18 protein-coding genes, 1 pseudogene and 1 riboswitch are annotated in these 24790 nt (G+C 39.6%); of the genes and pseudogenes, 6 read left to right on the top strand and 13 right to left on the bottom strand.

From position 1 onward, the window contains the following. The first annotated feature begins 90 nt into the window (after window positions 1-90). Complete coding sequence (locus tag Q0O89_RS01515) at window positions 91-654, top strand: integron protein cassette protein (RefSeq protein WP_276984373.1); 564 nt, start codon at window positions 91-93, stop codon at window positions 652-654. Window positions 655-1007: 353 nt separating this feature from the next. Here Q0O89_RS01515 and metC read toward each other — a convergent pair whose 3' ends face one another. Further along, a complete protein-coding gene (gene metC / locus Q0O89_RS01520) occupies window positions 1008-2201 on the bottom strand; it encodes a cystathionine beta-lyase (protein WP_293730025.1) in 1194 nt (397 codons plus the stop codon). Window positions 2202-2356: 155 nt separating this feature from the next. Between metC and Q0O89_RS01525 the strand changes: the two genes are divergently transcribed. Beyond that, window positions 2357-2959, top strand: coding sequence for a peroxiredoxin C (locus Q0O89_RS01525; protein WP_135709519.1), 603 nt, complete (start codon window positions 2357-2359; stop codon window positions 2957-2959). A gap of 82 nt (window positions 2960-3041) precedes the next feature. Here Q0O89_RS01525 and thiQ read toward each other — a convergent pair whose 3' ends face one another. The 3 genes from thiQ to thiB are packed head-to-tail and all read right to left on the bottom strand — an operon-like array spanning window position 3042 to window position 6273. Next, window positions 3042-3635: a thiamine ABC transporter ATP-binding protein gene (gene thiQ, locus Q0O89_RS01530; protein WP_293730047.1), complete on the bottom strand. Its 594-nt coding sequence runs from the start codon at window positions 3633-3635 to the stop codon at window positions 3042-3044. A gap of 31 nt (window positions 3636-3666) precedes the next feature. After that, window positions 3667-5277: a thiamine/thiamine pyrophosphate ABC transporter permease ThiP gene (gene thiP, locus Q0O89_RS01535; RefSeq protein WP_293730026.1), complete on the bottom strand. Its 1611-nt coding sequence runs from the start codon at window positions 5275-5277 to the stop codon at window positions 3667-3669. Then, the gene (gene thiB / locus Q0O89_RS01540) at window positions 5278-6273 is read right to left on the bottom strand and encodes a thiamine ABC transporter substrate binding subunit (protein WP_293730027.1); all 996 of its coding nucleotides are present in this window, start codon (window positions 6271-6273) and stop codon (window positions 5278-5280) included. Window positions 6274-6326: 53 nt separating this feature from the next. Further along, a riboswitch (TPP riboswitch) is annotated at window positions 6327-6423 on the bottom strand. Window positions 6424-6529: 106 nt separating this feature from the next. Between thiB and Q0O89_RS01545 the strand changes: the two genes are divergently transcribed. The 4 genes from Q0O89_RS01545 (at window position 6530) to tilS (ending at window position 10460) form a co-directional block, all read left to right on the top strand. Further along, window positions 6530-7147: a DUF1919 domain-containing protein gene (locus Q0O89_RS01545; protein WP_293730028.1), complete on the top strand. Its 618-nt coding sequence runs from the start codon at window positions 6530-6532 to the stop codon at window positions 7145-7147. A gap of 113 nt (window positions 7148-7260) precedes the next feature. Then, a complete protein-coding gene (accA, locus tag Q0O89_RS01550; protein ID WP_293730029.1) occupies window positions 7261-8214 on the top strand; it encodes an acetyl-CoA carboxylase carboxyl transferase subunit alpha in 954 nt (317 codons plus the stop codon). Window positions 8215-8298: 84 nt separating this feature from the next. Continuing rightward, the gene (gene pdxY / locus Q0O89_RS01555) at window positions 8299-9159 is read left to right on the top strand and encodes a pyridoxal kinase (RefSeq protein WP_293730030.1); all 861 of its coding nucleotides are present in this window, start codon (window positions 8299-8301) and stop codon (window positions 9157-9159) included. Between the two features lie 11 nt (window positions 9160-9170). Next, window positions 9171-10460: a tRNA lysidine(34) synthetase TilS gene (gene tilS, locus Q0O89_RS01560; RefSeq protein ID WP_293730031.1), complete on the top strand. Its 1290-nt coding sequence runs from the start codon at window positions 9171-9173 to the stop codon at window positions 10458-10460. A gap of 117 nt (window positions 10461-10577) precedes the next feature. On the opposite strand, the gene parC is transcribed toward tilS, so the two are convergent. The 9 genes and pseudogenes from parC to ddc all read right to left on the bottom strand — a co-directional run. Continuing rightward, on the bottom strand, window positions 10578-12821 hold the full coding sequence (gene parC, locus Q0O89_RS01565; protein WP_293730032.1) for a DNA topoisomerase IV subunit A: 2244 nt from the start codon (window positions 12819-12821) through the stop codon (window positions 10578-10580). Between the two features lie 485 nt (window positions 12822-13306). Next, window positions 13307-14404 (bottom strand): copper-containing nitrite reductase, encoded by a 1098-nt coding sequence (gene nirK / locus Q0O89_RS01570; RefSeq protein ID WP_293730033.1) that lies wholly within the window; start codon window positions 14402-14404, stop codon window positions 13307-13309. A gap of 10 nt (window positions 14405-14414) precedes the next feature. Continuing rightward, window positions 14415-16343, bottom strand: a complete 1929-nt coding sequence (gene parE, locus Q0O89_RS01575) for a DNA topoisomerase IV subunit B (protein WP_293730048.1) — start codon at window positions 16341-16343, stop codon at window positions 14415-14417. A gap of 154 nt (window positions 16344-16497) precedes the next feature. Next, on the bottom strand, window positions 16498-17673 hold the full coding sequence (locus Q0O89_RS01580; RefSeq protein ID WP_293730034.1) for a phosphoethanolamine transferase: 1176 nt from the start codon (window positions 17671-17673) through the stop codon (window positions 16498-16500). Window positions 17674-18186: 513 nt separating this feature from the next. Beyond that, the gene (gene ettA, locus Q0O89_RS01585; protein WP_293730035.1) at window positions 18187-19857 is read right to left on the bottom strand and encodes an energy-dependent translational throttle protein EttA; all 1671 of its coding nucleotides are present in this window, start codon (window positions 19855-19857) and stop codon (window positions 18187-18189) included. Between the two features lie 406 nt (window positions 19858-20263). Beyond that, window positions 20264-20446, bottom strand: coding sequence for a ribbon-helix-helix protein, CopG family (locus Q0O89_RS01590; protein WP_293730036.1), 183 nt, complete (start codon window positions 20444-20446; stop codon window positions 20264-20266). 1254 nt (window positions 20447-21700) lie between these two features. Then, window positions 21701-23101: a Do family serine endopeptidase gene (locus tag Q0O89_RS01595; protein ID WP_293730049.1), complete on the bottom strand. Its 1401-nt coding sequence runs from the start codon at window positions 23099-23101 to the stop codon at window positions 21701-21703. A gap of 430 nt (window positions 23102-23531) precedes the next feature. Next, a complete protein-coding gene (locus Q0O89_RS01600; RefSeq protein WP_293730038.1) occupies window positions 23532-23942 on the bottom strand; it encodes a YhcB family protein in 411 nt (136 codons plus the stop codon). 174 nt (window positions 23943-24116) lie between these two features. Beyond that, window positions 24117-24790 (bottom strand): annotated as a pseudogene (gene ddc, locus Q0O89_RS01605) (L-2,4-diaminobutyrate decarboxylase); the annotation flags it as partial.

The raw sequence follows: 24790 nt of genomic DNA on the forward strand, positions 1-24790 counted from the left end.
TTAGAGGTTAAAATTTGATTGCATTTTGTTTTTTTTTTTGTACAATCAAAATGGCTTGTTTAACGCACTATTTTATAAGGATCATTACAAATGAAAAAAGTATTATTAATTGCTATTACCGTTGTTGGTTTAGTTGGTTGTTCAGGTACTTTAAACATAAGCAATCAACTTCATAGTTACCAATCTCAGAATTATACAAAGGTCGATTCTTCTATTCTTCTTGGTGATTTTACATATGAACCAGCACAACAAGGTCGTCTAAAAGAAAGTCAGCTAGAAAATACTGCTGTAGGAACAATTTATCTTGATAGAAGTGTAGCTGAAATTGTGAAGCAAATTACAGCAAAAGAATTGCAACTTACTGGTATTAATATCGGTACGGGAAATTTAAAGCTTTTAGGCAATGTGAAACAATTTAAGATGGATGATTTAGGTTATAGTGTAGATTTTATTTACACGATTAATTATAAATTAATGAAAAATAATTCAGTTCTATGGGACAGAGATTATTCTCCTAAAAGGGTGACAGTATCAAAATTTGAATCACATCCGCAAATGATGATTACAAATCAAATATACAGAATGATTGGTGCAGGATATGATAAGTTTATTAATGATACTGGAGTGAAACAACTTTTAGAAACAAATAAATAAGCTTTCTTATTGGCGGTTACTTCCTTGTAAAATTTATTAAAAGTGACCGCTTGCACTTTATTATTTAAATTTCTCTGTGAATATCACCGCTTTTTTTTCCCTTCCTGTAATTTTTAGGTAAAATACGCCAATTATTTTTTATCAATAACAATACAATATAGGACATTTACTACCCTTACAAAAAAGCAGACCTGTAGTTAGCCATTACGTACTGCAGTAATAAGATTATAAGTACCTAAAGACAAGATTTTTTATCTCCAGAAGCATTGATGAAAGAGATGTGCTCAAAATAAAAATGAATTTCGTAACACAAAGTGCGGTAATTTTGACCGCACTTCTTTATTCTAGGTTTTTTAGCCTTTCAACCGCTCAAACCCCGCTTCAAGATCCGCGATTAATTCATCGGTATCTTCAAAACCAATATGCACACGGATTAAGGTTCCTGTTAAAGTGCGGTCAATATTCGGGCGAATTCGTTTAAGTTCTTCGGGTTGAGTGTACAAAATCAAACTTTCATAACCGCCCCAAGAATATGCCATGGTGAAAAGTTCAAAATGATCCATAAAGGCAGAAAGTTTGTCGTGGCTAAGTTTTTCGTTTAACTCAAATGAGAATAATCCGGCGGAACCGGTAAAATCACGGGCAAAAAACTCATGCCCCGGGCAACTTGGTAGGGCAGGGTGGTAAACTGCTTTCACTTCAGGGCGTTGTACGAGCCATTTCGCTACTTTAATACTACTTTCTGTATGTTGTTTAAAACGTACTGTTAAGGAACGAATACCGCGCGCGGTGGTGTAAGCGGTGTCGGCATCTACCATTTGTCCCATTAAATAAGAATTTTCGCGCAGTTGATCCCAACAACGGGCGTTAGAAACCGCAGTACCAATCATCGCATCGGAATGTCCTACCAAGTATTTTGTGCCGGCTTGAATAGAAATATCCACGCCGTAATCTAAGGCTTTAAATAAAATACCGCCCGCCCAAGTGTTGTCGATTATAATGACGATTTCAGGGTTTACTTCACGCGCAGCTTTGACCATAGCCGGGACATCTTGTACTTCCATGGTTAATGAGCTTGGGCTTTCTAAGAATAATACTTTGGTATTGGGTTGAATGAGATCTTTTATTTGTGCGCCAATTAATGGATCGTAATAGGTTGTGGTAATTCCCATTTTACTTAAGATTGTATTACAAAAATCTTGAGTCGGTTCATAAGCCGCCCCGGTCATCAATACATGATCGCCTGATTGAACAAAGGCTAAAATAGCATTGGTGACGGCGGCTGCGCCACAAGGGTATAGATAACAACCGGCACCGTTTTCCATTTCAGTCATTAAATCTTGTAAGGCAAAATGGGTCAGTGTGCCGCGGCGACCGTAAAATAAGGCTTGTTTGGCGCGGTTAATGGTGGCTTCTTTTTTATGAGCAAGGTTTTCGAACACCAAGGAAGATGCGCGTTGAAGCACAGGATTTACGGAACCTTGGGTAAGGCGTTTATTGCGCCCTGCGTGAACTAAAGTGGTGGCAAGAGAGTGTTTTTTTTGCATATTACGTCCTGTTAGGAAAAATAGATTAAAATAATAGATAAAATCAACTACCAAAGTGCGGTGGATTTACATAGAATTTTCAGCGTTAATTTTGCACTTGAATTCACTTCTGTGCAAAAGTTTTTTTCAACCACCTTTTTATTAGGAGAACAATTATGGTATTAGTCACTCGTCCGGCACCGGATTTTACATCGGCAGCAGTTTTAGGTAATGGCGAAATCGTTGATAACTTCAACTTTAAACAACACATCGCAGGGAAAGCAGCAGTAATTTTCTTCTACCCATTAGACTTTACTTTCGTTTGCCCATCTGAATTAATCGCATTCGACCACCGTTATGAAGAATTCAAAAAACGTGGTGTAGAAGTGGTTGGTGTGTCAATCGACTCTCAATTCACACACAACGCGTGGCGTAATACCGCAACTGAAAACGGCGGTATCGGTAAAGTTCAATACGCATTAGCGGCAGACGTTAAACACGAAATCGCACAAGCGTACGGCATTGAACACCCGGAAGCAGGCGTGGCATTACGTGCATCATTCTTAATCGACAAAAACGGTATCGTGCGTCACCAAGTAGTTAACGATTTACCATTAGGTCGTAACATCGATGAAATGTTACGTATGGTTGATGCGTTACAATTCCACGAAGAGCACGGCGAAGTTTGCCCGGCACAATGGGAAAAAGGCAAAGAAGGTATGAAAGACAACCCTGAAGGTGTTGCTAAATACTTAAAACAAAATGCTGACAAACTATAATTCGTAATTTATTGATAAAAGAGCCACACTATTTTTGCTAGTGTGGCTCTTTTGTTGTTTGCGATACGCCGATATGGCGAAATTAGCCTTTTATTGTCCCATTTTCAATGCAAATAATTCGATCAATTCGCTCTTTTAATTCATTGGGTTGGTGGGTGACAATTAATAAGGTTAATTTCTTTTCGGTGCATAATTCATCAATCAAATTTAACATTTCTAAACGTAACTCGGGATCGAGTGCTGAAAAGGGTTCGTCAAGCAACAAAATAGGTTTGTCTCGCAATAAGCAGCGTGCAATCGCCACGCGTTGTTTTTGCCCACCTGAAAGTTCAGTGGGTTTGCGGCTTAAAAATTCGTTTAAACCCACCGCACTTGCAGCTTGTTGAACACGAATTTTTTCATCCGTATTAAGTTTTAAACCGGGATTAATGCCTAAGCCAATATTTTGTGCTACGGTTAAATGGGGAAATAAATTGTTGTCTTGGAACAGCATGGAAACAGGGCGTAAGTGCGGTTCTGTTTTGCTGTGATTTTCACCATTGAGCCAAATTTCCCCGGAGTCTGCGCGCTCAAAGCCTGCGATTAAATTGAGTAGTGTACTTTTTCCTGCCCCGCTTGCACCAATAATAGCAATTTTTTCTTGGGCTTGAACATGCAAATCAAAGGTCATTTGCATTTCTTTATATTGAAATTGAAGTTGGTTTAGTTTAATCACGTTGTTTTTCCACCATAAAAAATAGACCCAGACAAACTAACATCAATACCAATGCGGTTACTGCGGCATCATCGCTACGGTAGCTACCAAGCTGTTGGTAAAGCAAATAAGGCAGTGAACTGAAATTTTGGCTGCCAAATAAGGCAATGGCAGTAAAATCCCCGAGCGATAAGGTACAGGCTAAAGCAAAGGCGTATTTCATTGGCTGAGCTAAATTTTGCCATTCGATTAATCGGAAGCGTGCCCAACCTTGAATGCCGAGAGATTGGCAGAGTTTTTCGTAATATTGCATATTTTGATTCATGGGAACAGCAAGGATACGGGCGACAAAAGGTAAGGCAGATAAGGCGTTGCAGAATACTAAAATGCTAAATAAATGCCAGTGCGTAAAGGAAATTTCTTGCAATAGCACATAAAGTCCAATGGCAAGCACCAACATAGGAATGCTGAGAACAATCATACTGGTGTTTAGTAGGCAATGTGCTAATTTAGGAAAATAACGCCAATTTAATTGGCGTGAAAATTGTAAAAGTGCGGTGGCAGAAATGAGTGAAATTGATGCAGACAGTGGTGCAATACTAAAAGAATAGCCCATCGCTTGCCACAGTTTTGGATTTCGCCAAGCTGTAAAAAAAGCCTTTGTACTGAGAGCATTTACCATGACATTGAGTAAGGGGGAGAGAATAAAAAGACTGACTGTTATTAAACAAAAAATATGCCAATATTTGACCGCACTTGATTGTTTCGGCAACCATAATGTTTGGAAGTTCAATTGCGTTTCGGGCAGGCGGCTAAATATGGCACTAAGCCCAAATAAGCTCAAACAAAAAATACATTGCAACAAGGCGAAAAATGCGGCTTTGGAGAGGTCAAAATCAAAAATGATGGCTTGGTAAATGGCGACTTCAATAGTGGTAAATTTAGGGCCGCCACCTAATACCAATACAATAGCAAAACTGGTGAAACATAGCATAAAAATCAGCACAAATCCGGGTAGGATTTGTTGGCGTAAATAGGGGAATTCTAGCCAGCGAATCAATTGCCAACCTCGGATATTCAATTGTGCAGCAAGTTGGCGTTGTTGGTTGGGGATGGCGTAAAAACTTTGCAAAAACATTCGCGTTGCAAGGGGGATGTTAAAAAATAAATGGGCGATGAGGATGCCTGTTAAACCATAGATATTGGGTTGCCAATCTAATTGCCAATAAGTAAAAAGTTGAGCAAGCCAGCCTGACGCGCCGTAGATGCCTAATATACCAAATACAGCCACTAAAGAAGGTAACACAAAGGTGATCGAAAAAAGGCGCAGTAAAAAGGTTTTGCCTTTGAATGATTGATAGAAAAAGGCGCGCGCAAAAAGCAGACCAATAAGAATAGAAAGGCTTGCACTTAAAAAAGCTTGCCCAATACTGAATAAAAGCACCTGATGCAAATAGGGATCTTGCCATAGTTCTTGCCAGAAAAAGGTTTCACCGGAAGAAAATACGGCATTAAGTGATGCAGCATAAAGTGCAATAATAGCACTCAATACGAAGCATCCGCCCACGTAATGACGTGGACGGAGTGTAGTTAAGCGAGAAAGTGCGGTAAAAAAAGCCATCATTTATTTTGATAAAACCTGTTGCCAAGTAGCGATCCAACTTTTTAATGTGCTTTCGGTTATTCCGTTGGTATCGAGGGTTTTGGTGTTTTTTTGGCTTTGTTTTAAGGCATCAAAGTGCGGTTCGATTTGCGCCGAAATAGTCGAAAGCATCACGTTTTTAGGTGTGATAATTCTTTGTGCTTCGGGTGTGAAAATAAATTGTAAAAAACGGTCTGCACAAGCGTTATTTTTACCTGCGATTTTAGCTGCGGTAGTATATTGATAGACCGCACCTTCTGTAAATTGTGTCGCGGCATACTGATCTTTTTGTTCTTGTAATAAATGATAAATAGGCGATGTATTATGACTAAAAACGAGATCCGCTTCACCTTTTAAGAATGCGCCATAGGTTTCTGTCCAACCTTTTCCAACGGTAACGGTATGTTTTGCCAGTTTTGTCCATGCTTGTTGAATTTGGTTTTCATCAAAAACAAGATTCATCCAAGCGATAAAACCGCGCCCCATACTGCTTGTGCGTGGATCTTGATAAATTATGCGCAAATCTTGACGTTCTACTAATTCGTGTAAGGATTTTGGAGGATTGGCCAGTTTGGTTTTGTCATAAATAAAAGCAAATTGCCCGAATTCGTAGGGAATAAAATAGGGATTTTTCCAACTTTCAGGCAAATCCAGTTGGTTAAAGTCAAACTCAATTTTTTCAAATAAACCTGTTTTTTCGGCAGATTCGAGTTGTTGCTCGTGCAAACCTAATACCAAATCGGCTTGCGTTTTATTTTTTTCAAGACGTAAGCGGTTGAGTAGGGTGCTGGTTTGTTCAAAAACCGTATAGTGAATTTGACATTGCGGGTTGGCTTTTTCAAATAAGGTTTTGACTTCTAACCCTGGTCCCCAATCGGCGCCGAAGAATTCTTCGGTGTACACATTGACGGATTGTGTGGCAAATGCTGTGGTAGAAAACGCAGAAAGTGCGGTTAAAATGAGACGTGTTTTAGACATAAAAAAATCCTTTAAACAAGTTAAAGGAATTCAAGTGCGGTCAAATTTGTATAAATTTTCCGTTTCTCAAATCCCTACGCTGATATTACTCGGTTCAGGTTCTACGGGTATTTTCTCAGCCTTAAAGTTAAAGCACCCCGTTGAGAACTTTTTTAGTTTAAAACTTTCAAAAAAATAATCAATAGTTAGAAGTAAGATTGATTTTGGCAATATGATGTAAATCACGTAAAATACGCCAAATTTTAAGGGATAAATGATGTTTAGCTTAATCAAAAAATTATCAAATAAATATTGTCGTCAATGGATCAATAAGCGTTTGCGTGCAAAATTGAAAAATCACCAAATGTCAGTGATTTCAAGTAATTGCAATGGCGCGTTAATTTTGCATGACTTAGGCGAGGCGTTCCGTTCACCGTTCGTCAATCTTTATTTGGATCCTGCGGATTTCATTAAATATTTGCAACAACCCCGGCATTATCAAGCGCAAGAATTATTTTTTGTGGAATCGGATAAAGGCTATCCTGTGGCTAAGTTGGATGATATTTGGCTGTATTTTGTCCATTATCATTCAGAACAAGATGCGCGAGAAAAATGGCAGCAGCGTTCGGCGCGGATTAATTGGGATAATGTTTTTGTGATGATGACGGCGCGTGATGGGGTTACGGAAGCAGATTTGCGTGCTTTTGATGCCTTGCCTTATACGCATAAAGTAGTGTTTGTACATAAGCCTTATCCCAATATTAAATCAGCATGTTACATTAAGGGCTTTGAACAAGATTACCAAGTTGGGGATTTATATGAATATTCCGGTTGTTTGGGCAAAAAGTACTACGACCAGTTTGATTATGTGAGTTGGTTTAATCAAAAATGCTGAAAAATTACTGCAATTTTCTGTGAAAAAGCATAGAATACAGCGAAAATTTACGCGCCTAGCAACGTAGATTGTGAAAGTGCGGTTCGTTTTACTCTCAATTTTTAGGATTAAAGATGAGTCAAGAATATTTAGATTTTGAATTACCGATTGCTGAACTTGAAGCAAAAATCGAATCATTGCGTTCTGTGTCTGAAACAGACGGTAAAATTGATTTAGATGATGAAATCAAACGCTTACAAAAGAAAAGTGCAGAGTTGACGAAAAAAACCTTTGCCAATTTAGATGCGTGGCAGATTTCACGTATGGCGCGTCATCCAAATCGTCCTTACACCTTGGATTATATTGAACATATTTTTACAGAGTTTGACGAGCTTGCGGGCGACCGCGCTTTTGCGGATGATAAAGCCATTGTCGGTGGTTTGGCTCGTTTAGATGGTCGTCCTGTGATGGTTATTGGTCATCAAAAAGGGCGTTCAACCAAAGAAAAGGTGATGCGTAATTTCGGGATGCCGGCACCGGAAGGTTATCGTAAAGCGTTACGTTTAATGGAAATGGCAGAACGTTTTAAATTGCCGATTATCACTTTTATTGATACGCCGGGAGCCTATCCGGGTGTTGGTGCGGAAGAACGTGGTCAAGCGGAAGCCATTGCACGTAACTTGCGTGAAATGGCAAAATTAAGTGTGCCTGTGATTTGTACCGTGATTGGCGAGGGTGGTTCCGGCGGTGCGCTGGCTATTGGTGTGGGCGATAAAGTGAATATGTTACAGTATTCCACTTATTCGGTTATTTCGCCGGAAGGTTGTGCGTCAATTCTTTGGAAAAGTGCTGAAAAAGCCTCAACGGCAGCGGAAGTGATGGGCTTAACGGCGGATCGTTTAAAAGAATTAAATCTTATTGATAACATTGTGCCTGAGCCATTAGGCGGTGCGCACCGTGATTATGCGGAAATGGCGAAAAATCTAAAAGCACGTTTGAGTGCAGACTTAGCGGAATTAGATGGTTTAGATCAATCTGCGTTACTCGAACGCCGTTATCAGCGTTTGATGTCTTATGGTTATTGTTAATCACTCACAACGGATAAAAGTGCGGTTATTCTTAACCGCACTTTTGTTATTACAACTATCTATATTAATAACAGGAGGCAACCAATGAAAAACGTTCTTTCAATTCAATCACATGTGGTATTTGGTTATGCAGGGAATAAATCGGCGACTTTTCCTATGCAATTGAATGGTATTGATGTTTGGGCATTAAATACGGTGCAATTTTCAAACCATACGCAATACGGTAAATGGACTGGAATGGTGATTCCGCACCAACAAATTCCTGAGATTGTGAACGGTATTGATGCCATTGGTGCATTGCAACATTGTGATGCTGTGGTGTCGGGCTACATTGGTTCTCCTGATCAAGTGGATGAAATCATTAAGGCTTTTCATCAAGTCAAAACGCGTAATCCTAATGCAATTTATCTTTGTGATCCGGTGATGGGGAATGAAGAAAAAGGTTGTGTGGTGGCAGCCGGTGTGCGCGAAAAATTAATTGAAGTGGCATTACCGCACGCGGATATTATTACGCCTAATCTCTTTGAATTACAGCAACTTTCAGGTCTAAATATCACGAATTTTGATCAAGCAGTTACTGCAGTGCAACATCTATTAACCAAAGGACCGAAAATGGTGGTGGTTAAGCATTTAGGTTCAGCCGGCAAGAATAAAGATGCATTTGATATGTTGTTAGGTACACAAAAGGGCGTGTGGTTATTAAGCCGTCCATTGTATCCATTTACCAAAGATCCTGTGGGTGTTGGTGATTTAACCGCAGGGCTTTTCTTAGCCAATTTATTGAACGGTAAATCAGAACTCGAAGCCTTTGAGCAAATGGGGAACGCGGTCAATGAAGTCATGGAAATGACCTATAAATTAGGAGCATACGAGCTGCAATTAATTGAAGCGCGTCATGCCATTATGCATCCAAAACCGCAGTTTGCCGCGGAGAAAGTGGCATAGATTGAACGACAATGAGTTTATTCAGTGAATTTCAATCCAAACTAAGATATCAGCACTATCTTATCGCCTTTAGCGGTGGACTTGATTCCACCGCTTTGCTATCTCTTTTCGCTAAATCTCGCGAAATTCAACCGCACTTGCAGTTGCGCGCCATTCATATTCATCACGGATTAAGCCCCAATGCGGATCAATGGTTGGCACATTGTCAACAAATTTGCCAACAACTCAATATTCCATTGATCACAAAAAAAGTGCAGGTGAATAAAAAAAATGGCATTGAACAAGGGGCGCGCGAAGCTCGTTATCAGGCTATTTTAGACGAACGCTTGCCCAATGAAGTGGTGGCAACAGCACATCATCTGCAAGACCAAACGGAAACATTTTTTCTTGCATTGAAACGGGGGAGTGGTGTAAAAGGGTTGAGTGCGATGCAAATGGAAAGTGAGCTATTCTCGATGCCTATCTTTCGCCCATTATTACATTGCTCGAAAGCTCGCTTGGAAGGTTTTGTTCGAGCGGAGAAATTATCGTGGGTTGAAGATGAAAGTAATGCGGATAATCGTTATGAGCGTAATTTTTTGCGTAATCAAGTATTACCGCAATTACGCGAGCGTTGGGCCTTTTTCGACCAAGCGGTGCAAACTACCGCACAGCTTTGCTATAACCAACAGCAGCTATTAAATGAATTGCTTGCGGATGAGTTTGTTCAACGCTACAACGAAAATGACCGCACTTTTGAAATTTCCCATTTTGCTCAATATAGTGCGAATAAACAAAATGCATTATTAAGAATGTGGCTAGAAAAACTGGGTGAACCCTTGTTAGGTGAGCAATCTTTGGGTGTGTTATTAAAGGATGTTATTTTTGCTAAGATGGATGCTAATTCGCAGTATGTTTTGTTAGACAAAACCATTAGACGTTATCAAAACAAACTTTACTTTGTACCTAAACTGACGGATGTTTCCTATTTTTGTGCGGAATTGCGCATTGGGCAGATTTTATTATTACCAGATTATTTGGGCGATTTGCAATTGTTCAAAACCAGCGAAAATTTAACCGCACTTTGGCGTATTGGTGCCCATGAATTTAAGTCAATCTTGCCATTAACGAATGAAAAAATCACCGTGCGTTTTGGTTATTCAGGTACTGTAAAATTGCACGCGCAAGATCTTAACCGTGATATTAAAAAAGTGTGGCAAAAATTAGGCGTCCCCGTTTGGCAACGTACCCGAATTCCATTGATTTTTTATGGCGATAAGTTAAAAAGTGCGGTGGGATTTTTTGAGAATTTTGGGGCGTAGCAAATTGCAAAAAGCGGAAATTCCGGTTGGTGAGCTTGTCGAACCATAAGGTATTTCAGCGGTTTTTTCCATATTTACATTATCGGTGGGCAAGGATGCCCACCTTACCGATCGTGATTATTCAACCACTTCAATATCCACACCACTATGTAAGCCACGTGGTAGGCTTGAACCTTTGCGTCCGCGTTCGGCGCGGAATTTCTGTAGATCTTCTGGTTTTAATGTGATTTTGCGTTTGCCTGAGTGGAATATTAAACTCGAGTTTTCGCTAATCAACAATAATTTCATCACAAAATCTAACCGCGCTTTGGCATCATTGGCTGAAATACTGATAATTTTGTTACCTTTCCCTTTGGATAAAGACGGTAAATCTTTCACTGGGAAAATTAACATTCTGCCGGCCTGTGTTAAGGCAACTAACAAAGCATTTTCATCAGGAATAAGCAATGGCGGTAAGACTTTCGCATTTTCAGGTAAACTTAATACCGCTTTACCTGCTTTGTTGCGTGCTACCAAATCTTCAAATTTACAGATAAAGCCATAGCCGGCATCGGATGCCATTAATAAGGCTTGGTTTTCATGTTCGATTAAAACTTGCTCAATATTTGCGCCGGCTGGCAAGGTTAATTTCCCGGTTAACGGTTCTCCTTGTGAGCGGGCAGACGGTAAACTTAATGGATCTAAGGCATAGCTCCGACCTGTGCTGTCCATAAAAACGGCAGGCTGATTACTTTTACCGTGAGCATGAGTGAGGTATTTATCTCCAGCCTTATAGCTTAAACTTGGCGCGTCAATATCATGTCCTTTCGCGCAGCGTACCCAACCCATTTCAGATAAAATCACGGTAACAGGTTCCGCTGGCATCATATCCGTTTCAGAAATTGCTTTGGCTTCTGCACGTTCAATCATCGGCGAACGGCGTGGGCTGGCATAGGTTTTAGCATCTTGCTGAATTTCTTTTTTAATGAGCGTATTTAAGCGACGTTCAGAACCCAAAATTTCTTCTAAATACTGACGTTCTTCTTCTAATTTGGCTTTTTCCGCTTGTAACTCGTGTTCTTCTAATTTGGCTAAGTGACGCAAACGTAAGTTTAAAATCGCTTCCGCTTGTTCATCAGTTAAATTAAAACGCGCCATTAATACGGTTTTCGGTTCATCTTCATTACGGATAATGTCAATCACTTCATCAATATTTAAGAACGCGATCATTAAGCCATCTAAAATATGTAAACGTGACAAGACTTTATCTAAACGATAACGCAAGCGGCGAGTGACGGTAATTCGGCGGAATTGCAACCATTCTGTCAAGATTTGTACTAAGCCTTTTACCGCAGGTTTATGATCTAAACCGATCATATTCATATTAATACGGTAGCTTTTTTCCAAATCAGTCGTAGCAAATAAATGGTTCATCAAGGCATCAATATCTACGCGATTTGAGCGGGGAACCAGCACGATGCGCACCGGATTATCCTGATCCGCTTCATCACGCACATCTTCTACCATCGGTAATTTTTTGGCATTCATTTGCTCAACAATTTGCTGTTGGATTTTGGTTGGAGACGCTTGATGTGGCACAGCACTGATGATGATTTCACCGTCTTCTTTTTTCCACGTCGCGCGCATTTTTATTGAGCCACGACCTTGTTCGTAGATTTTACGAATTTCCGATTTTGGTGTAATAATTTCCGCTTCAGTTGGGTAGTCTGGGCCTTGTACGTAAGTCAGAAGGTCGTCTAATGTTGCTTTGGGATTTTCCAATAATGCCACAGCCGCATCCGCTACTTCATTGATATTATGGGGCGGAATATCTGTCGCCATACCTACGGCAATCCCCGTTGTGCCGTTTAACAGAATATGTGGCAAACGCGCCGGCAAATATTGTGGTTCTTCTAACGTGCCGTCAAAGTTCGGTTGGTAATCGACCGTGCCTTGCCCCAATTCACTTAACAGCACTTCGGCAATTTTCGATAAACGAGATTCTGTATAACGCATTGCCGCGAAAGATTTGGGATCATCCGCCGCCCCCCAGTTCCCTTGCCCATCCACTAGGGGATAGCGATAAGAGAAAGGTTGTGCCATTAACACCATAGCTTCATAACATGCAATGTCACCGTGTGGGTGGAATTTACCTAACACATCTCCCACTGTACGCGCGGATTTTTTGTATTTCGCTTGCGCATTTAACCCCAATTCTGACATGGCATACACGATACGGCGTTGAACCGGCTTTAAACCGTCACCAATAAATGGCAAAGCCCGATCCATGATGACGTACATGGAGTAGTTGAGATAAGCACTTTCGGTAAAAGTGCGTAATGGCATTTGTTCGATGCCTTCGTAGTTGATGTTGTTGTTCATAATTTCAACTTTTTTATTTAAATTGTATTTAGATCGTTTTTCGCACGATGTGCGACTTACTTTTTCTTTGCGTTGCCAAAGAAAAAGTAAGCAAAAAGAAAGGCAACCCCGATTTGCCTTGTTTCCTGAAAATCACTAAATTTGCTTCACGAAAAATAAGTAAACTCGCTTCGCTCAAACAAACTTATTTTTCTACAAATTTAGTAATTTTCAGGCGACAAATAGGGGCCCCGTCTGAGCGCCTGAGTGTTTTGAAATTTTTAGCAAAATTCAGTATGTCTGAGCGAAGCGAGTTCTGGAATTTTGCGTTAAAAAAATTTCAAATAAGCGAAGAAAAGCAGCGAAGTCGGGGTGTGCTTTCTTTTGCCTACTTTGCTTTGCACAAGCAAAGACAAAACCTTTAGGTTTTGAACGTTGCCAAAGGCAACGGCACATAGTGCAAGCATAGCGAAGTAAAAGTAGGTCGCCCTGTGGGCGAAAACCCACTATTTTAAATGAAAATGCACATCGACATTCGCATCTGGGTTTTGTTTGTCATAAGGTTCGTCTTTAATTTTGCCGCTGTAAATTTCAGGGTTTTCTTTCCCTTCTACCATCAACATTCCTTTTGCCCCTTTTTCAGCGCGGAAAATGCTGTGGTCAAGGAGAGTATATTGCCCGGGAACTTGTATCGTAGCTTCTGCAATAACGGCACCACCCGCAGGGATTAAGGTTGTTTGTACATTATGATTTTGCAAACTTCCACCTTCCACATAAACCGTATCAAATGGTTTGCCAATTAAGTGAAAAGATGAAATTTTGTTCGGACCGGCATTACCAATAAAAAAGCGAATTTTATCCCCAACTTTAGCTTTTAAGGCATCTTCGCCCATTAGCGCACCGTAATGCCCATTGAAAACCACGTAATCAGGAAGTTCGTAACCTGCTTTTTCCATACTAAAAACTTGCAAGCCTTTTTCACCAAAACTTCCTTGTGTGTAGAATTCATTTTGTACGATATAAAATTCTTTATCGGCTTTTGGCAACCCTGTTTTCGGTTCTACTAACATCAAACCAAACATTCCTTTTCCGATATGAGTTGCCGCACCAGGGAAAGCCGCGCAATGGTAAAGGTATAATCCCGGTTGTAAGGCTTGAAAGGCAAATACACTAGTACGCCCTGGTTTGGTATTACTTGCAATGGCGCCCCCTTCCGGTGCCGCAGCAGAATGGAAATCAATGCTGTGTTCCATTTTAGAATTGGCAGGGTTAGACAAATGTACTTCTACGGTATCGCCTTCACGTACACGAATAAAAGGCGCAGGCGTTGCACCATTGAATGTCCAATATTTAAATTGTGTGCCATCAATGATATCCATGACTTTTTCAATCGCTTCCAATTTCACCACAACACGCGCGGGTTCTTGGCGTGTAATGGGCTTGGGAACATTCGGCGCAAAGGCTAATTCCGCTTCAATAACCGGCAGTTTTGTTGAAAGTGCGGTTGAATTATCGATTGTTTTGTTTGTTTCGCTATTGGCAAAAGCATTGTATGAGAATAATGTTGTTACGCTTAATAAGAGTGCAAGTGTTGTTTTTTTCATTTTATTCATATTACAAATCCAAATCGGCTTGATCGCCTTTTGTCTGCAACCAATTTTTACGATCTTCTGCTCGTTTTTTGTTGAGCAACATATCCATTAATTCAATGGTTTCATTGCTCAAAATATCTGAATTTTCCACCGCACTTTCATCAGCCATAGGCTCTTCATAGGTTAATTGAACCAAACGGCGCGTGCTTGGATCCATGGTGGTTTCCCGTAATTGGCTTGGGTTCATTTCACCCAAACCTTTAAAGCGTTGTACATTCGGTTTTCCACGTTTGCTGCTTAAGCGTTCTAAAATGGCTTCTTTTTCGTGTTCATCTAAGGCGTAATAGACTTCTTTGCCTAAATCGATACGATAGAGCGGTGGCATTGCCACATAAACATGTCCGTCTTTGACCAATTGCGGGAAATGGCGTAAAAATAAGGCGCAGAGTAGGGTGGCGATATGCAATCCATCGCTATCCGCATCCGCAAGGATACAGACTTTTCCGTAACGTAACTGGCTTAGATCGTTGCTGTCCGGATCGATACCTAGGGCTACGGCAATGTTGTGTACTTCTTCAGAAGCCAGTACTTGCTCTGATGAAACTTCCCAGGTGTTTAGAATTTTACCGCGCAATGGCAAGATTGCTTGATATTCGCGGTCGCGCGCTTGTTTGGCTGAACCGCCCGCCGAGTCACCTTCTACCAGAAATAATTCTGTCCGCTCAAGATCTTGCTGTGAACAGTCGGCTAATTTTCCGGGTAATGCAGGGCCTGAAGTGAGTTTTTTACGCACCACTTTTTTAGACGCACGCAAACGGCGTTGTGCAGAACTGATCGCCATTTCGGCTAATAATTTGGCAGGTTCGATATTATTATTGAGCCACAAACTGAAAGCGTCTTTCACTACGCCGCTGACGAAAACCGCACTTTCACGGGATGACAAACGTTCTTTGGTTTGTCCTGCAAATTGGGCATCGTGCATTTTGAGTGATAACACGTAGGCACAACGGTCCCACAAGTCATCTGCCGTTAATTTTACCCCTTTAGGCAATAAATTTTGGAATTCGCAGAATTCAATCATGGCGTCAATTAAGCCTTTGCGTAAGCCGTTGACATGGGTTCCGCCTTGAATGGTTGGGATTAAGTTTACATAGCTTTCCCCAATTAAATCACCGCCTTCAGGTAGCCATAATAATGCCCAATCCACCGCTTCCGTTGAGCCTTTAAAGCTGCCGATAAATGGGGTTTCGGGCAGCGTAGTGAATTCACTGACCGCTTCGATTAAATAATCCGAAAGTCCGTCTTGATACAACCAGCTTTCTTCTGTGCCATTGATGTGATCGATAAATTTGATTTCCAGCCCTGAACAAAGCACCGCTTTTGCACGTAGCAAATGGCGTAGGCGAGATACAGAGAATTTATCGCTATCAAAATATTTTGGATTTGGTTTAAATTTGACCGCAGTTCCTGTGGTACGGCGACCGCAAGTCCCCACCACTTCTAATTCTTCCACTTTAAGACCGTTTTCAAAGGCAATATGATAAACCTGACCGTTACGCTTTACGGTGACATCCACACGCTCGGAAAGGGCATTGACCACGGAGATCCCTACGCCATGCAAACCACCGGCAAATTCATAGTTTTTATTCGAAAATTTACCGCCGGCATGAAGTTTCGTCATAATCACTTCCACGCCGGACATTTTTTCAGTCGGGTGCATATCTACAGGCATACCACGCCCATTATCGATTACTTCAAGCGATTGATCTTTGTGTAAAATCACTTCAATTTTGGTGGCAAAACCCGCTAAAGCTTCATCCACACTATTATCTATAACTTCTTGCCCTAAATGGTTTGGACGTTGGGTATCAGTGTACATCCCGGGACGAACTTGTACTGGCTCAAGCCCCTTTAACACGGTAATATTTATTGAATCGTATTCTTTTGGCATTGTCATAAGTTGATGAGAATTAAGTCAATTTTGAAAGATAAAAAATTGGGAGGATTATAGCAAAAAGTGCGGTCAAAATCGACCGCACTTTTGAGTAGGAAAAACGATTACTTCGCAATACGCTTAGTCGCTATTAGAAACAGCTCCTATAAGTTTATGGTAATTTCGCAGGATCATCCTGCAAGGTATTAAATTCTATCAATTTATCTCCGTCAAATACCTTGATATCATCTTGTTTATCCGAGAAAAAACCTTCAGATTTCGATAACGTTACTTCTTTAACCCCTAACCATTCAGCAAACCCAGACATAAAATTAAAGGCAGAGCGTTGAGTTTTTATGAACACTCTATTTTTATCATCACTGGATATTTTGATAAATGGTACTTGATAATTTTGTTTATATTGATTATTCACAAACATTGAAAACCTATCACCGTTCTGTTTATGAGATAAACCATGATCGGAGAAATAAATAAGGGAATAATTTTCTTGAGATTTAAATAACTCAATCACTTCTTTAATCAATAAATCAGTTTGTGTTAATGTTTCTAAATAACAAGACATATTTTGATTGATAAAATATATTGCTGGCTTACTCTCCAATCGTTCACAAAATTCTGGATGGGACCCCATTAGATGTAAAACAAATAAGCGATGCTTATCTTGTTTTTCAGTAACATATCCTTTGAGAATATCGAGCATCTTCCTATCATTGACGTTAGTGAAGTTATATCCGGCCTTTTTAGTAAAATGGATATTATCAGCATTAAATGCAACACGAGCAGCAATTGTGTCAAACTCTCCAAATTTTCCCTGATTTGAGATCCAATAAGTTTCAAAACCGGCATTTTTTGCCAAGGTAATAATATTATCCTGATAAGAAAATTGATTATTCTTATTTAAATATAGTATTCTTTGCAAAGAGGTTTGAGTATTCAATGCAGTAGATATATAGCCATCAATAATGAAACCATTTGTACTATTTAAGAATGGTGTGGTATCGATTGGGTAACCATATAATGACATATAGTCTGCCCTCATACTTTCACCAATTACCAATATATAATTTTTATATTTTGGATTAATATTTAAAATATTCCAACTCACAGGATCATCTACCGATTTTTTCAATTCATTGTTATAACTATAATAGTTTAATGTGTTACTAATCAATTTGGCAGGAAACCCAATAGGTGCAACATTAGTATGCTCAAGGGAAAACTTATCATTATGTGCATAATGTGTTTTAAGGGGTTTGTAAATTGTACATAAAGTTATAATAATTATAATAGTAATATTTCTACTTAATGACAGTGATGAAAATGACATGTTTTTTATTCTGTAAAGAATATATACACAGAATATAAAAAATAAACCTGATAATATATACAAATAAATAGGGATGTTTTTAATAAATTCTATACTTTCAAGCATATTAGTTTCAAAAATAGAAACTACTATACCTTCCGAAAATCTTCCATAAATAATAGCAGCAGGAAGATATAAGACACCTATAACAGCAGTTATACTAAATATCAGATAGAATAATGTTATAGAGAAATGAAGAAGAAAATAGAAAATTAGGTACGTTGCGATAATACCTTCAATCTTAATAAGATGCCCCAAAGAATAGCTTAGAATAATAGAATATAGGAATAATAAGATATAAACTATTCTTGACTGACTGACTGACTGACTGACTGACTGACTGACTGACTGACTGACTGACTAACGACTTAAACATTTTATTTCCTATAAAAAGTAAGTAAATATATAGAGAAAGGGTATTAAAATAAGAAAATATGGTGAGATCATCACCATATTTTTCATTATTATTTCAGATTACTTCGCAATACGCTTATATTTAATACGATGTGGTTGCGTTGCCGTTTCGCCTAAGGTTTTCTTTTTCCACTCTTCGTAGTCTGAGAAGTTACCTTCGTAGAAAGTGACTTTACCTTCATCGCCGTAATCTAAAATGTGAGTGGCGATACGGTCTAAGAACCAGCGGTCGTGCGAGATAACCATTGCACAGCCTGGGAATTCTAAGATCGCATTTTCTAACGCACGCAAGGTTTCCACGTCAAGGTCGTTGGTTGGTTCGTCTAATAATAAGACGTTTCCGCCCGCTTGTAACAATTTCGCAAGGTGTAAACGACCACGCTCACCGCCTGACAATTCGCCAACACGTTTTTGTTGATCTACGCCTTTGAAGTTAAAGCGTCCAACATAAGCACGGCTTGGGATTTCAAAGTTACCGATAGTTAAAATATCTTGTCCGTTTGACACTTCTTCCCACACGGTTTTCTTGTCGTCCATTGCATCACGGAACTGATCCACAGAGGCAAGTACCACCGTTTCGCCCATCACGATTGAACCGCTATCTGGCTGTTCTTGACCTGAAAGCATACGGAATAAGGTTGATTTACCTGCACCGTTCGCCCCGATGATCCCCACAATCGCCCCTTTCGGAATGCTGAAAGATAAATCATCAATTAAAGTGCGGTCGCCGTAAGATTTGGTTAGATTGCTCACTTCAATCACTTTATCCCCTAAGCGTGGACCAGGTGGAATAAAGAGTTCGTTGGTTTCGTTACGTTTTTGATATTCGCCTGAGTTAAGCTCTTCAAAGCGTGCCATACGCGCCTTGCTTTTCGCCTGACGACCTTTCGGATTTTGGCGTACCCATTCCAACTCTTTGGCAATGGATTTTTGGCGAGCATTTTCCGCCGCTTGTTCTTGCTCTAAACGTTTCTCTTTTTGCTCTAACCAAGAAGAGTAGTTACCTTCCCAAGGAATACCTTCACCACGGTCAAGCTCTAAGATCCAACCTGCCACGTTATCTAAGAAGTAACGGTCGTGGGTAATTGCCACCACAGTACCTTCGTAGTCGTGTAAGAAACGTTCTAACCACGCCACAGACTCCGCATCTAAGTGGTTGGTCGGCTCGTCTAATAACAACATATCCGGTTTTTCGAGCAATAAGCGGCAAAGTGCCACACGGCGGCGTTCTCCCCCTGAGAGGTGTTCAATTTTTGCGTCCCAATCAGGTAAACGTAACGCATCAGCCGCACGTTCTAGCTGGTTATCCAAATTGTGCCCATCGTGAGCTTGAATAATTGCTTCTAATTGTGCTTGTTCAGCCGCAAGTTTATCGAAATCCGCATTCTCATCAGCATAAGCCGCATACACTTCATCTAAACGAGTGAGTGCATTTTTCACTTCTGAAACTGCTTCTTCAATGGCTTCACGCACGGTTTGCTGTGGCTCTAATTTTGGTTCTTGCGGAAGATAACCGATTTTGATCCCTGGTTGCGGACGAGCTTCCCCTTCAAACTCTTTATCAACACCAGCCATAATGCGTAATAGGGTGGATTTACCCGCACCATTTAAGCCTAGTACCCCGATTTTCGCCCCAGGAAAGAAGCTTAAAGAAATATCTTTTAAAATATGACGTTTCGGCGGAACAACTTTGCCTACTCGGTGCATTGTGAAAACAAATTGTGATGACATTTTCTATCCTATTAATGTAAAAAATACGGTGGTATTTTACCGAATTTTAGGGATAAAAAAAACCACTCCGAAGAGTGGTAGGAAAGTAGTTTAATCGTTATTATAATCCTTGGTAAAATCAATAAGTTGCAGCAACTTCAAGGGATTAAAATTGCAAATAAAGGAAAATATAGGTAAATAAAGACAAATTAACCACCACGAAATCGCACACTAAGTGCCTAAATTCTCAATGGGGTTGAATTGCTCGGCTTGCTCTAGGTAGCTGGGGGGGGGGGGAAGTGTGCGTAAATCATCGTTAACTTGAAGATAATAAGGAATTAATGATCAATGGTCAGTGGTGGGAGTTACCCAATATTCCACAAGGCCCACAAGTACCGCCACATCCTACAAGGGTTTTATGAAAAAGCTATTTTTGAGACTGCTTAAACAGCTCAACGGCTTGAGCAATTAACAATCCTTGAGAAATACCGCACTGCTTGGCTAACAGCTCAATTTCAGCCACCAACGTTTGCGGAAGTTTATAGGTTTTGGCTTGCATACCTTTCTTTGCATCACTGCGAGCCACAATCTCACTTCTTGACAATGCCATAATAAATCCTTAATATTGATTTTGAAGAGCAGGGAGATTTCTCCCCCTGCTTAGTTCATTCAACTTAGTATGCTGGGGAGCTAATTACTAAGAGAATGATAACTAGGATAATGCGGTAAAGCATATGTTATCCCTCCAAAAGTCGGTGTGATTAAAGGTCTGCACCGGCTCGTTTTCAGCACCATTGCTGAAAACAAGTGCATTATAGATTAGTGTACTAACAAGAGCAAGAAGTTTTAAGAAAAGCCATCGTTTTTACGGTGGCTTTTTTATTGCGAATGCTGAGACGTACTGTGTTATTTGACACGGTATTTTTTTATTTTTTTTAATGCGTCTTAGTGATAGCTAAGATATAAATTAGCCCTATTTTATTTTACAAAAATAAAAAAAAGTCAATGACTCACAAAGCTAAAAATTAAAAAAACTGATTATATCAATCACCACAGCACAAAATAAGCGCACATAAGCGCACCAATGAATGAAGCAAAAATCCTTAGTACTTAACGTATTAAGGCTTTTTCTTTGCCTACGCGCGCCATATTTCGCCAAGCCACGTAATTTTTTTACGTACGCGTAAACGCCACGTAAAATCCACCGCCTCCCCCGCGCGATTTATAAAAAAATTGGCATTTTTTCAGTTAAATTTCAACGTTAGAAATAATAACGATCCCAGTAAATAAAAGGCTTGAAAGATCGCGCGAAAGAGATCGGAAAACTGAAAAAATTACACAAAATTTCATATTTTTACAAAAAAGAGATCGAGCAAAACAAAAAGAAAAAAAGCGCAAGCCCTGAAAACACTGATTTGAGCGCAGTTTTACGTGGGAAAAATTAAAGAAAAAAATTACAAAATTAATCAATTTCTGATGAATTTCTCAATACGTTTCAGAAAAAATGAAAATGTATTTTGCCACTTTTTTACCACCAAATACTTTTCAATCCCTTTTAAACTTCTTTAACACATTGAAAAACAAGCAAAAAAAACCACTCCGAAGAGTGGTAGGAAAGTAGTTTAGCTATTTATTTTATGATTATTTTATTTAGGAACTTTATGAATATCAAGTAATTACCTGACGCCGTGAATAATAGCGGAAAAGTTTCAGCAAGCAAAGTGTGAATTTATCTTTAGTTGATTTACATCAAAAAATTTTTAAAAAAAGTGTTTATAGGTTTATTTTCTGTGAAATAAAACAATAAAAAAGCGTTACTGGTCAGAGTTGAATAGCAACGCTTTGCTTCTTTTTGATGCTGTGCTTATTGTACTAACAAATAAAAATTCGTGTCGCCACGCAAAATGTTAAGAGCAATAGCAGATGGCTTATCTTCCAAAATCTTGCGCAAATCGTTTAGCTTTTCCACTTTATGACGATTGATACCAATAATAATATCTCCTGATTTTAAGCCGTATTGTGCTGCAGGAGAGTTTTTCTCTACTTTACTGATTTTTACACCATGATCATCATTGCTTAATTCTGCTCCTTCAAGTGCCGGCAATAATTGATCTACTGTGGAGTTAGAGGATAATGTCGTTTTGCCGTCATCTGATTGTAACGTCACTTTCATATTTTGAGTTTTACCATCACGTAATACGGTTAACTCTAAAGTTTTTCCTGCTCCTGAAGTAGCAATTTTCGCGCGTAATTCGGCAAAACTTGAAATTTTTTGCCCATTTAGGGCAATGATCACATCGCCTGCTTTGAGTTTGGCTTTATCCGCTGCTGAATTTGGTAGTACTTCACTGACGAAAGCACCTTGCTGTGCGTCAACATTAAATGCTTTTGCTAAATCTGCATTTAATTCTCCCCCTTTAATCCCTAATAAACCACGGCGCACTTCACCAAATTCAATAAATTGTTGAATTAAATTATTTGCCATATTAGACGGGATAGCAAAGGCAATACCGGCATTTCCACCGCTTGGTGAAATGATGGCCGTGTTAATACCAATTAATTCACCATTTAAGTTAATTAATGGGCCACCGGAATTACCACGGTTTACGGCTGCATCTGTTTGAATATAGTTCTCATATTTGCCACTATCAGAACCTGTTGAACGCCCCAGTGCAGATACAATTCCTGAGGTTACTGTTTGTCCCAAACCAAAAGGATTACCAATGGCGACGGTAAAATCACCCACACGTAATTTATCACTATCGGCGATTTTGATTGCAGTTAAATTCTTAGGTTTTTCAATTTGAACTAAAGCAACATCAGATTGTTCATCTTGGCCAATAATTTTTCCTTTGAATTCTCGTCCATCGTTTAGTTGAATTGTAATTTTGTCTGCGCCATCAATAACATGATTATTAGTGATAACATAGCCTTTTTCTGCATTAATAATGACACCTGATCCCATCCCTTTAAATTGACGTGGTGCAGATTGGCGACCACCAAACAAATCATCGCCAAAGAAACGGCGAAATTCTTCTGGAATTTGATCATCAAAATTGTTGCGGCGAGATGTTGCTTCCTTTCCTTCAACTGAGATAGAAACGACAGCAGGTAAAACGCGTTCGAGCATTGGTGCAAGGCTTGGGGTACCAAATACATTTGTTTGTGTGAGCATTGGCGGTAGCTCTGCCATAGAAATCATTGGGGCAGAAAGTACAGTTAAGCCTAATACCATTGCATTAAGTGCAAATTTAGATTTTGTGATTTTCATTGATTTTCCTTTTCTTAAATAAAAATGAGTAATGAAATATTGTGTACGGCATTTGACAAAGAAAATGGGGGATTGTTCACAGAAATCAGGGGAGGGAATGAAGTGCGGTGAAAAATTAATCGGTTTTATATGCAGTTCGAATCAAGCAAATTTATCTATTTTTACATGAGATAAATCAAAGGGCGAATGTTATTCGCCCTCTAGACTGCTGACAAACATCAAATAACATTGTAGGGACACACTGCGTGTGTCCGAAAATGATTAATTCAATCAAAAAGGTGTAAAAAAATTGATGACGGACACACGCAGTGTGTCCCTACAGTCATTTCATATCAAGATATTTTTGAAATCAAAATATTTCAGATTATTAAGTGAAACTTTGTCAGCAGTCTGGGGCGAATGTCATTCGCCCTCATCATTGTATTTAACGTTCAGCTTTAAATAAACCGGAAGATCCTTCTTTATAATCTCTAGGTTGTTCATTACTGTTAACCTCAGGAGAAGCAGTAGATTTATCGGAGTTGATAAAACTTTGTAAGAAGAGTGTTTTTTGTGATTCAGGCAATAGTTCATCAGAGGATTTTGCTAAATGACGATAGAGTTTTTGATAATCTTGTGCGAGCAATTTGAATAAATCTGCAGTTTCGGCAAAATGTTTCTCCAAACGTTCAGTTTGTTGTGCTAACTCTGCTTTGGTTTGTTGTAGTTCATTTTCGGTTTTAGCTTGTTTTCTGACAGAACCTTTGGTGAGGCGTAATGCTAAATAAGTCAAAATCACACCGGCGACAAAGCCAAGCGCGATCATTTTCCACATTTCAGGGGTTAAGTTTTCCATAATTGACTCCTTACATCTTGAGTTTTAAGCGAAATTTGAAGACATCATACCGTTAAATAGAATTAATGTCTTGTGGGATTTCTGTAAAATGTGTGGGTGATCACATTTCTTAGGTAAAACTTCTAAAAAAATGACCGCACTTCATTTTAAAGCGCGGTCAATTTTAGGTTTATTTTAATCAATCGGCGGTACATAAGTGCCATTTGCAATGGCATCTTTAATGCGATCTGCTTCGCTTAGCACCTGAGCCAATAACGCTTTAACGTTTTCGAGCGTTGCGATTGGGCTTAACGTGGTCATTTTCAACGATTGTTTCTCTCCCACCTTGGTGACACCAATGTTTGCTTCGCCTCGGGCAAAGAGTTCATCTGCCACATTTTGGTTTAAGGCATCGATAAATTCAGCAGGATAGCCTGCCGGCGCAACACGGAATAATACCGAAGCAAATTGTGCCGGAACAAGCATTTCCAAGCCTTCTGTTTCGTGAATATATTGTTCCACTTGTTTGGTGAGGTAAACACCGTGGTCGATCATTGAAGCGTATAGCTCTTCGCCTAAGGCTTCCACCGTAAACCACAATTTTAACGCATCAAAACGGCGTGTAGTTTGGAGTGATTTTGCCACTAAATTCGGGACACCGTGTGCTTCATCGTATTCTGAATTTAAATAATCCGCTTTGTAATCAATGAAGCGGTAATTTTGCGGATCTTTCAATAAAAATGCGCCGCAAGAAATTGTTTGGAAGAAATGTTTGTGGAAATCCAACGTAATTGAGTCGGTTAATTCAATGCCGTCTAAAAGATGACGGAAATCTTTTGAAAGCAGTAATGCACCGCCCCAAGCCGCAT

Source organism: uncultured Actinobacillus sp., assembly GCF_945915845.1.
Taxonomy (GTDB): Bacteria; Pseudomonadota; Gammaproteobacteria; order Enterobacterales; family Pasteurellaceae; genus Exercitatus.

Bases quoted from the DNA above. Each gene is read 5' to 3' on its own strand.
- Q0O89_RS01590 (WP_293730036.1), bottom strand. From the start codon at position 20,446: ATGGCATTGTCAAGAAGTGAGATTGTGGCTCGCAGTGATGCAAAGAAA.
- thiB (WP_293730027.1), bottom strand. From the start codon at position 6,273: ATGTCTAAAACACGTCTCATTTTAACCGCACTTTCTGCGTTTTCTACC.
- Q0O89_RS01525 (WP_135709519.1), top strand. From the start codon at position 2,357: ATGGTATTAGTCACTCGTCCGGCACCGGATTTTACATCGGCAGCAGTT.
- tilS (WP_293730031.1), top strand. From the start codon at position 9,171: ATGAGTTTATTCAGTGAATTTCAATCCAAACTAAGATATCAGCACTAT.
- Q0O89_RS01545 (WP_293730028.1), top strand. From the start codon at position 6,530: ATGTTTAGCTTAATCAAAAAATTATCAAATAAATATTGTCGTCAATGG.
- Q0O89_RS01515 (WP_276984373.1), top strand. From the start codon at position 91: ATGAAAAAAGTATTATTAATTGCTATTACCGTTGTTGGTTTAGTTGGT.
- metC (WP_293730025.1), bottom strand. From the start codon at position 2,201: ATGCAAAAAAAACACTCTCTTGCCACCACTTTAGTTCACGCAGGGCGC.
- thiP (WP_293730026.1), bottom strand. From the start codon at position 5,277: ATGATGGCTTTTTTTACCGCACTTTCTCGCTTAACTACACTCCGTCCA.
- ettA (WP_293730035.1), bottom strand. From the start codon at position 19,857: ATGTCATCACAATTTGTTTTCACAATGCACCGAGTAGGCAAAGTTGTT.
- parE (WP_293730048.1), bottom strand. From the start codon at position 16,343: ATGCCAAAAGAATACGATTCAATAAATATTACCGTGTTAAAGGGGCTT.
- Q0O89_RS01600 (WP_293730038.1), bottom strand. From the start codon at position 23,942: ATGGAAAACTTAACCCCTGAAATGTGGAAAATGATCGCGCTTGGCTTT.
- Q0O89_RS01580 (WP_293730034.1), bottom strand. From the start codon at position 17,673: ATGTCATTTTCATCACTGTCATTAAGTAGAAATATTACTATTATAATT.
- accA (WP_293730029.1), top strand. From the start codon at position 7,261: ATGAGTCAAGAATATTTAGATTTTGAATTACCGATTGCTGAACTTGAA.
- thiQ (WP_293730047.1), bottom strand. From the start codon at position 3,635: ATGCAAATGACCTTTGATTTGCATGTTCAAGCCCAAGAAAAAATTGCT.
- nirK (WP_293730033.1), bottom strand. From the start codon at position 14,404: ATGAAAAAAACAACACTTGCACTCTTATTAAGCGTAACAACATTATTC.
- pdxY (WP_293730030.1), top strand. From the start codon at position 8,299: ATGAAAAACGTTCTTTCAATTCAATCACATGTGGTATTTGGTTATGCA.
- parC (WP_293730032.1), bottom strand. From the start codon at position 12,821: ATGAACAACAACATCAACTACGAAGGCATCGAACAAATGCCATTACGC.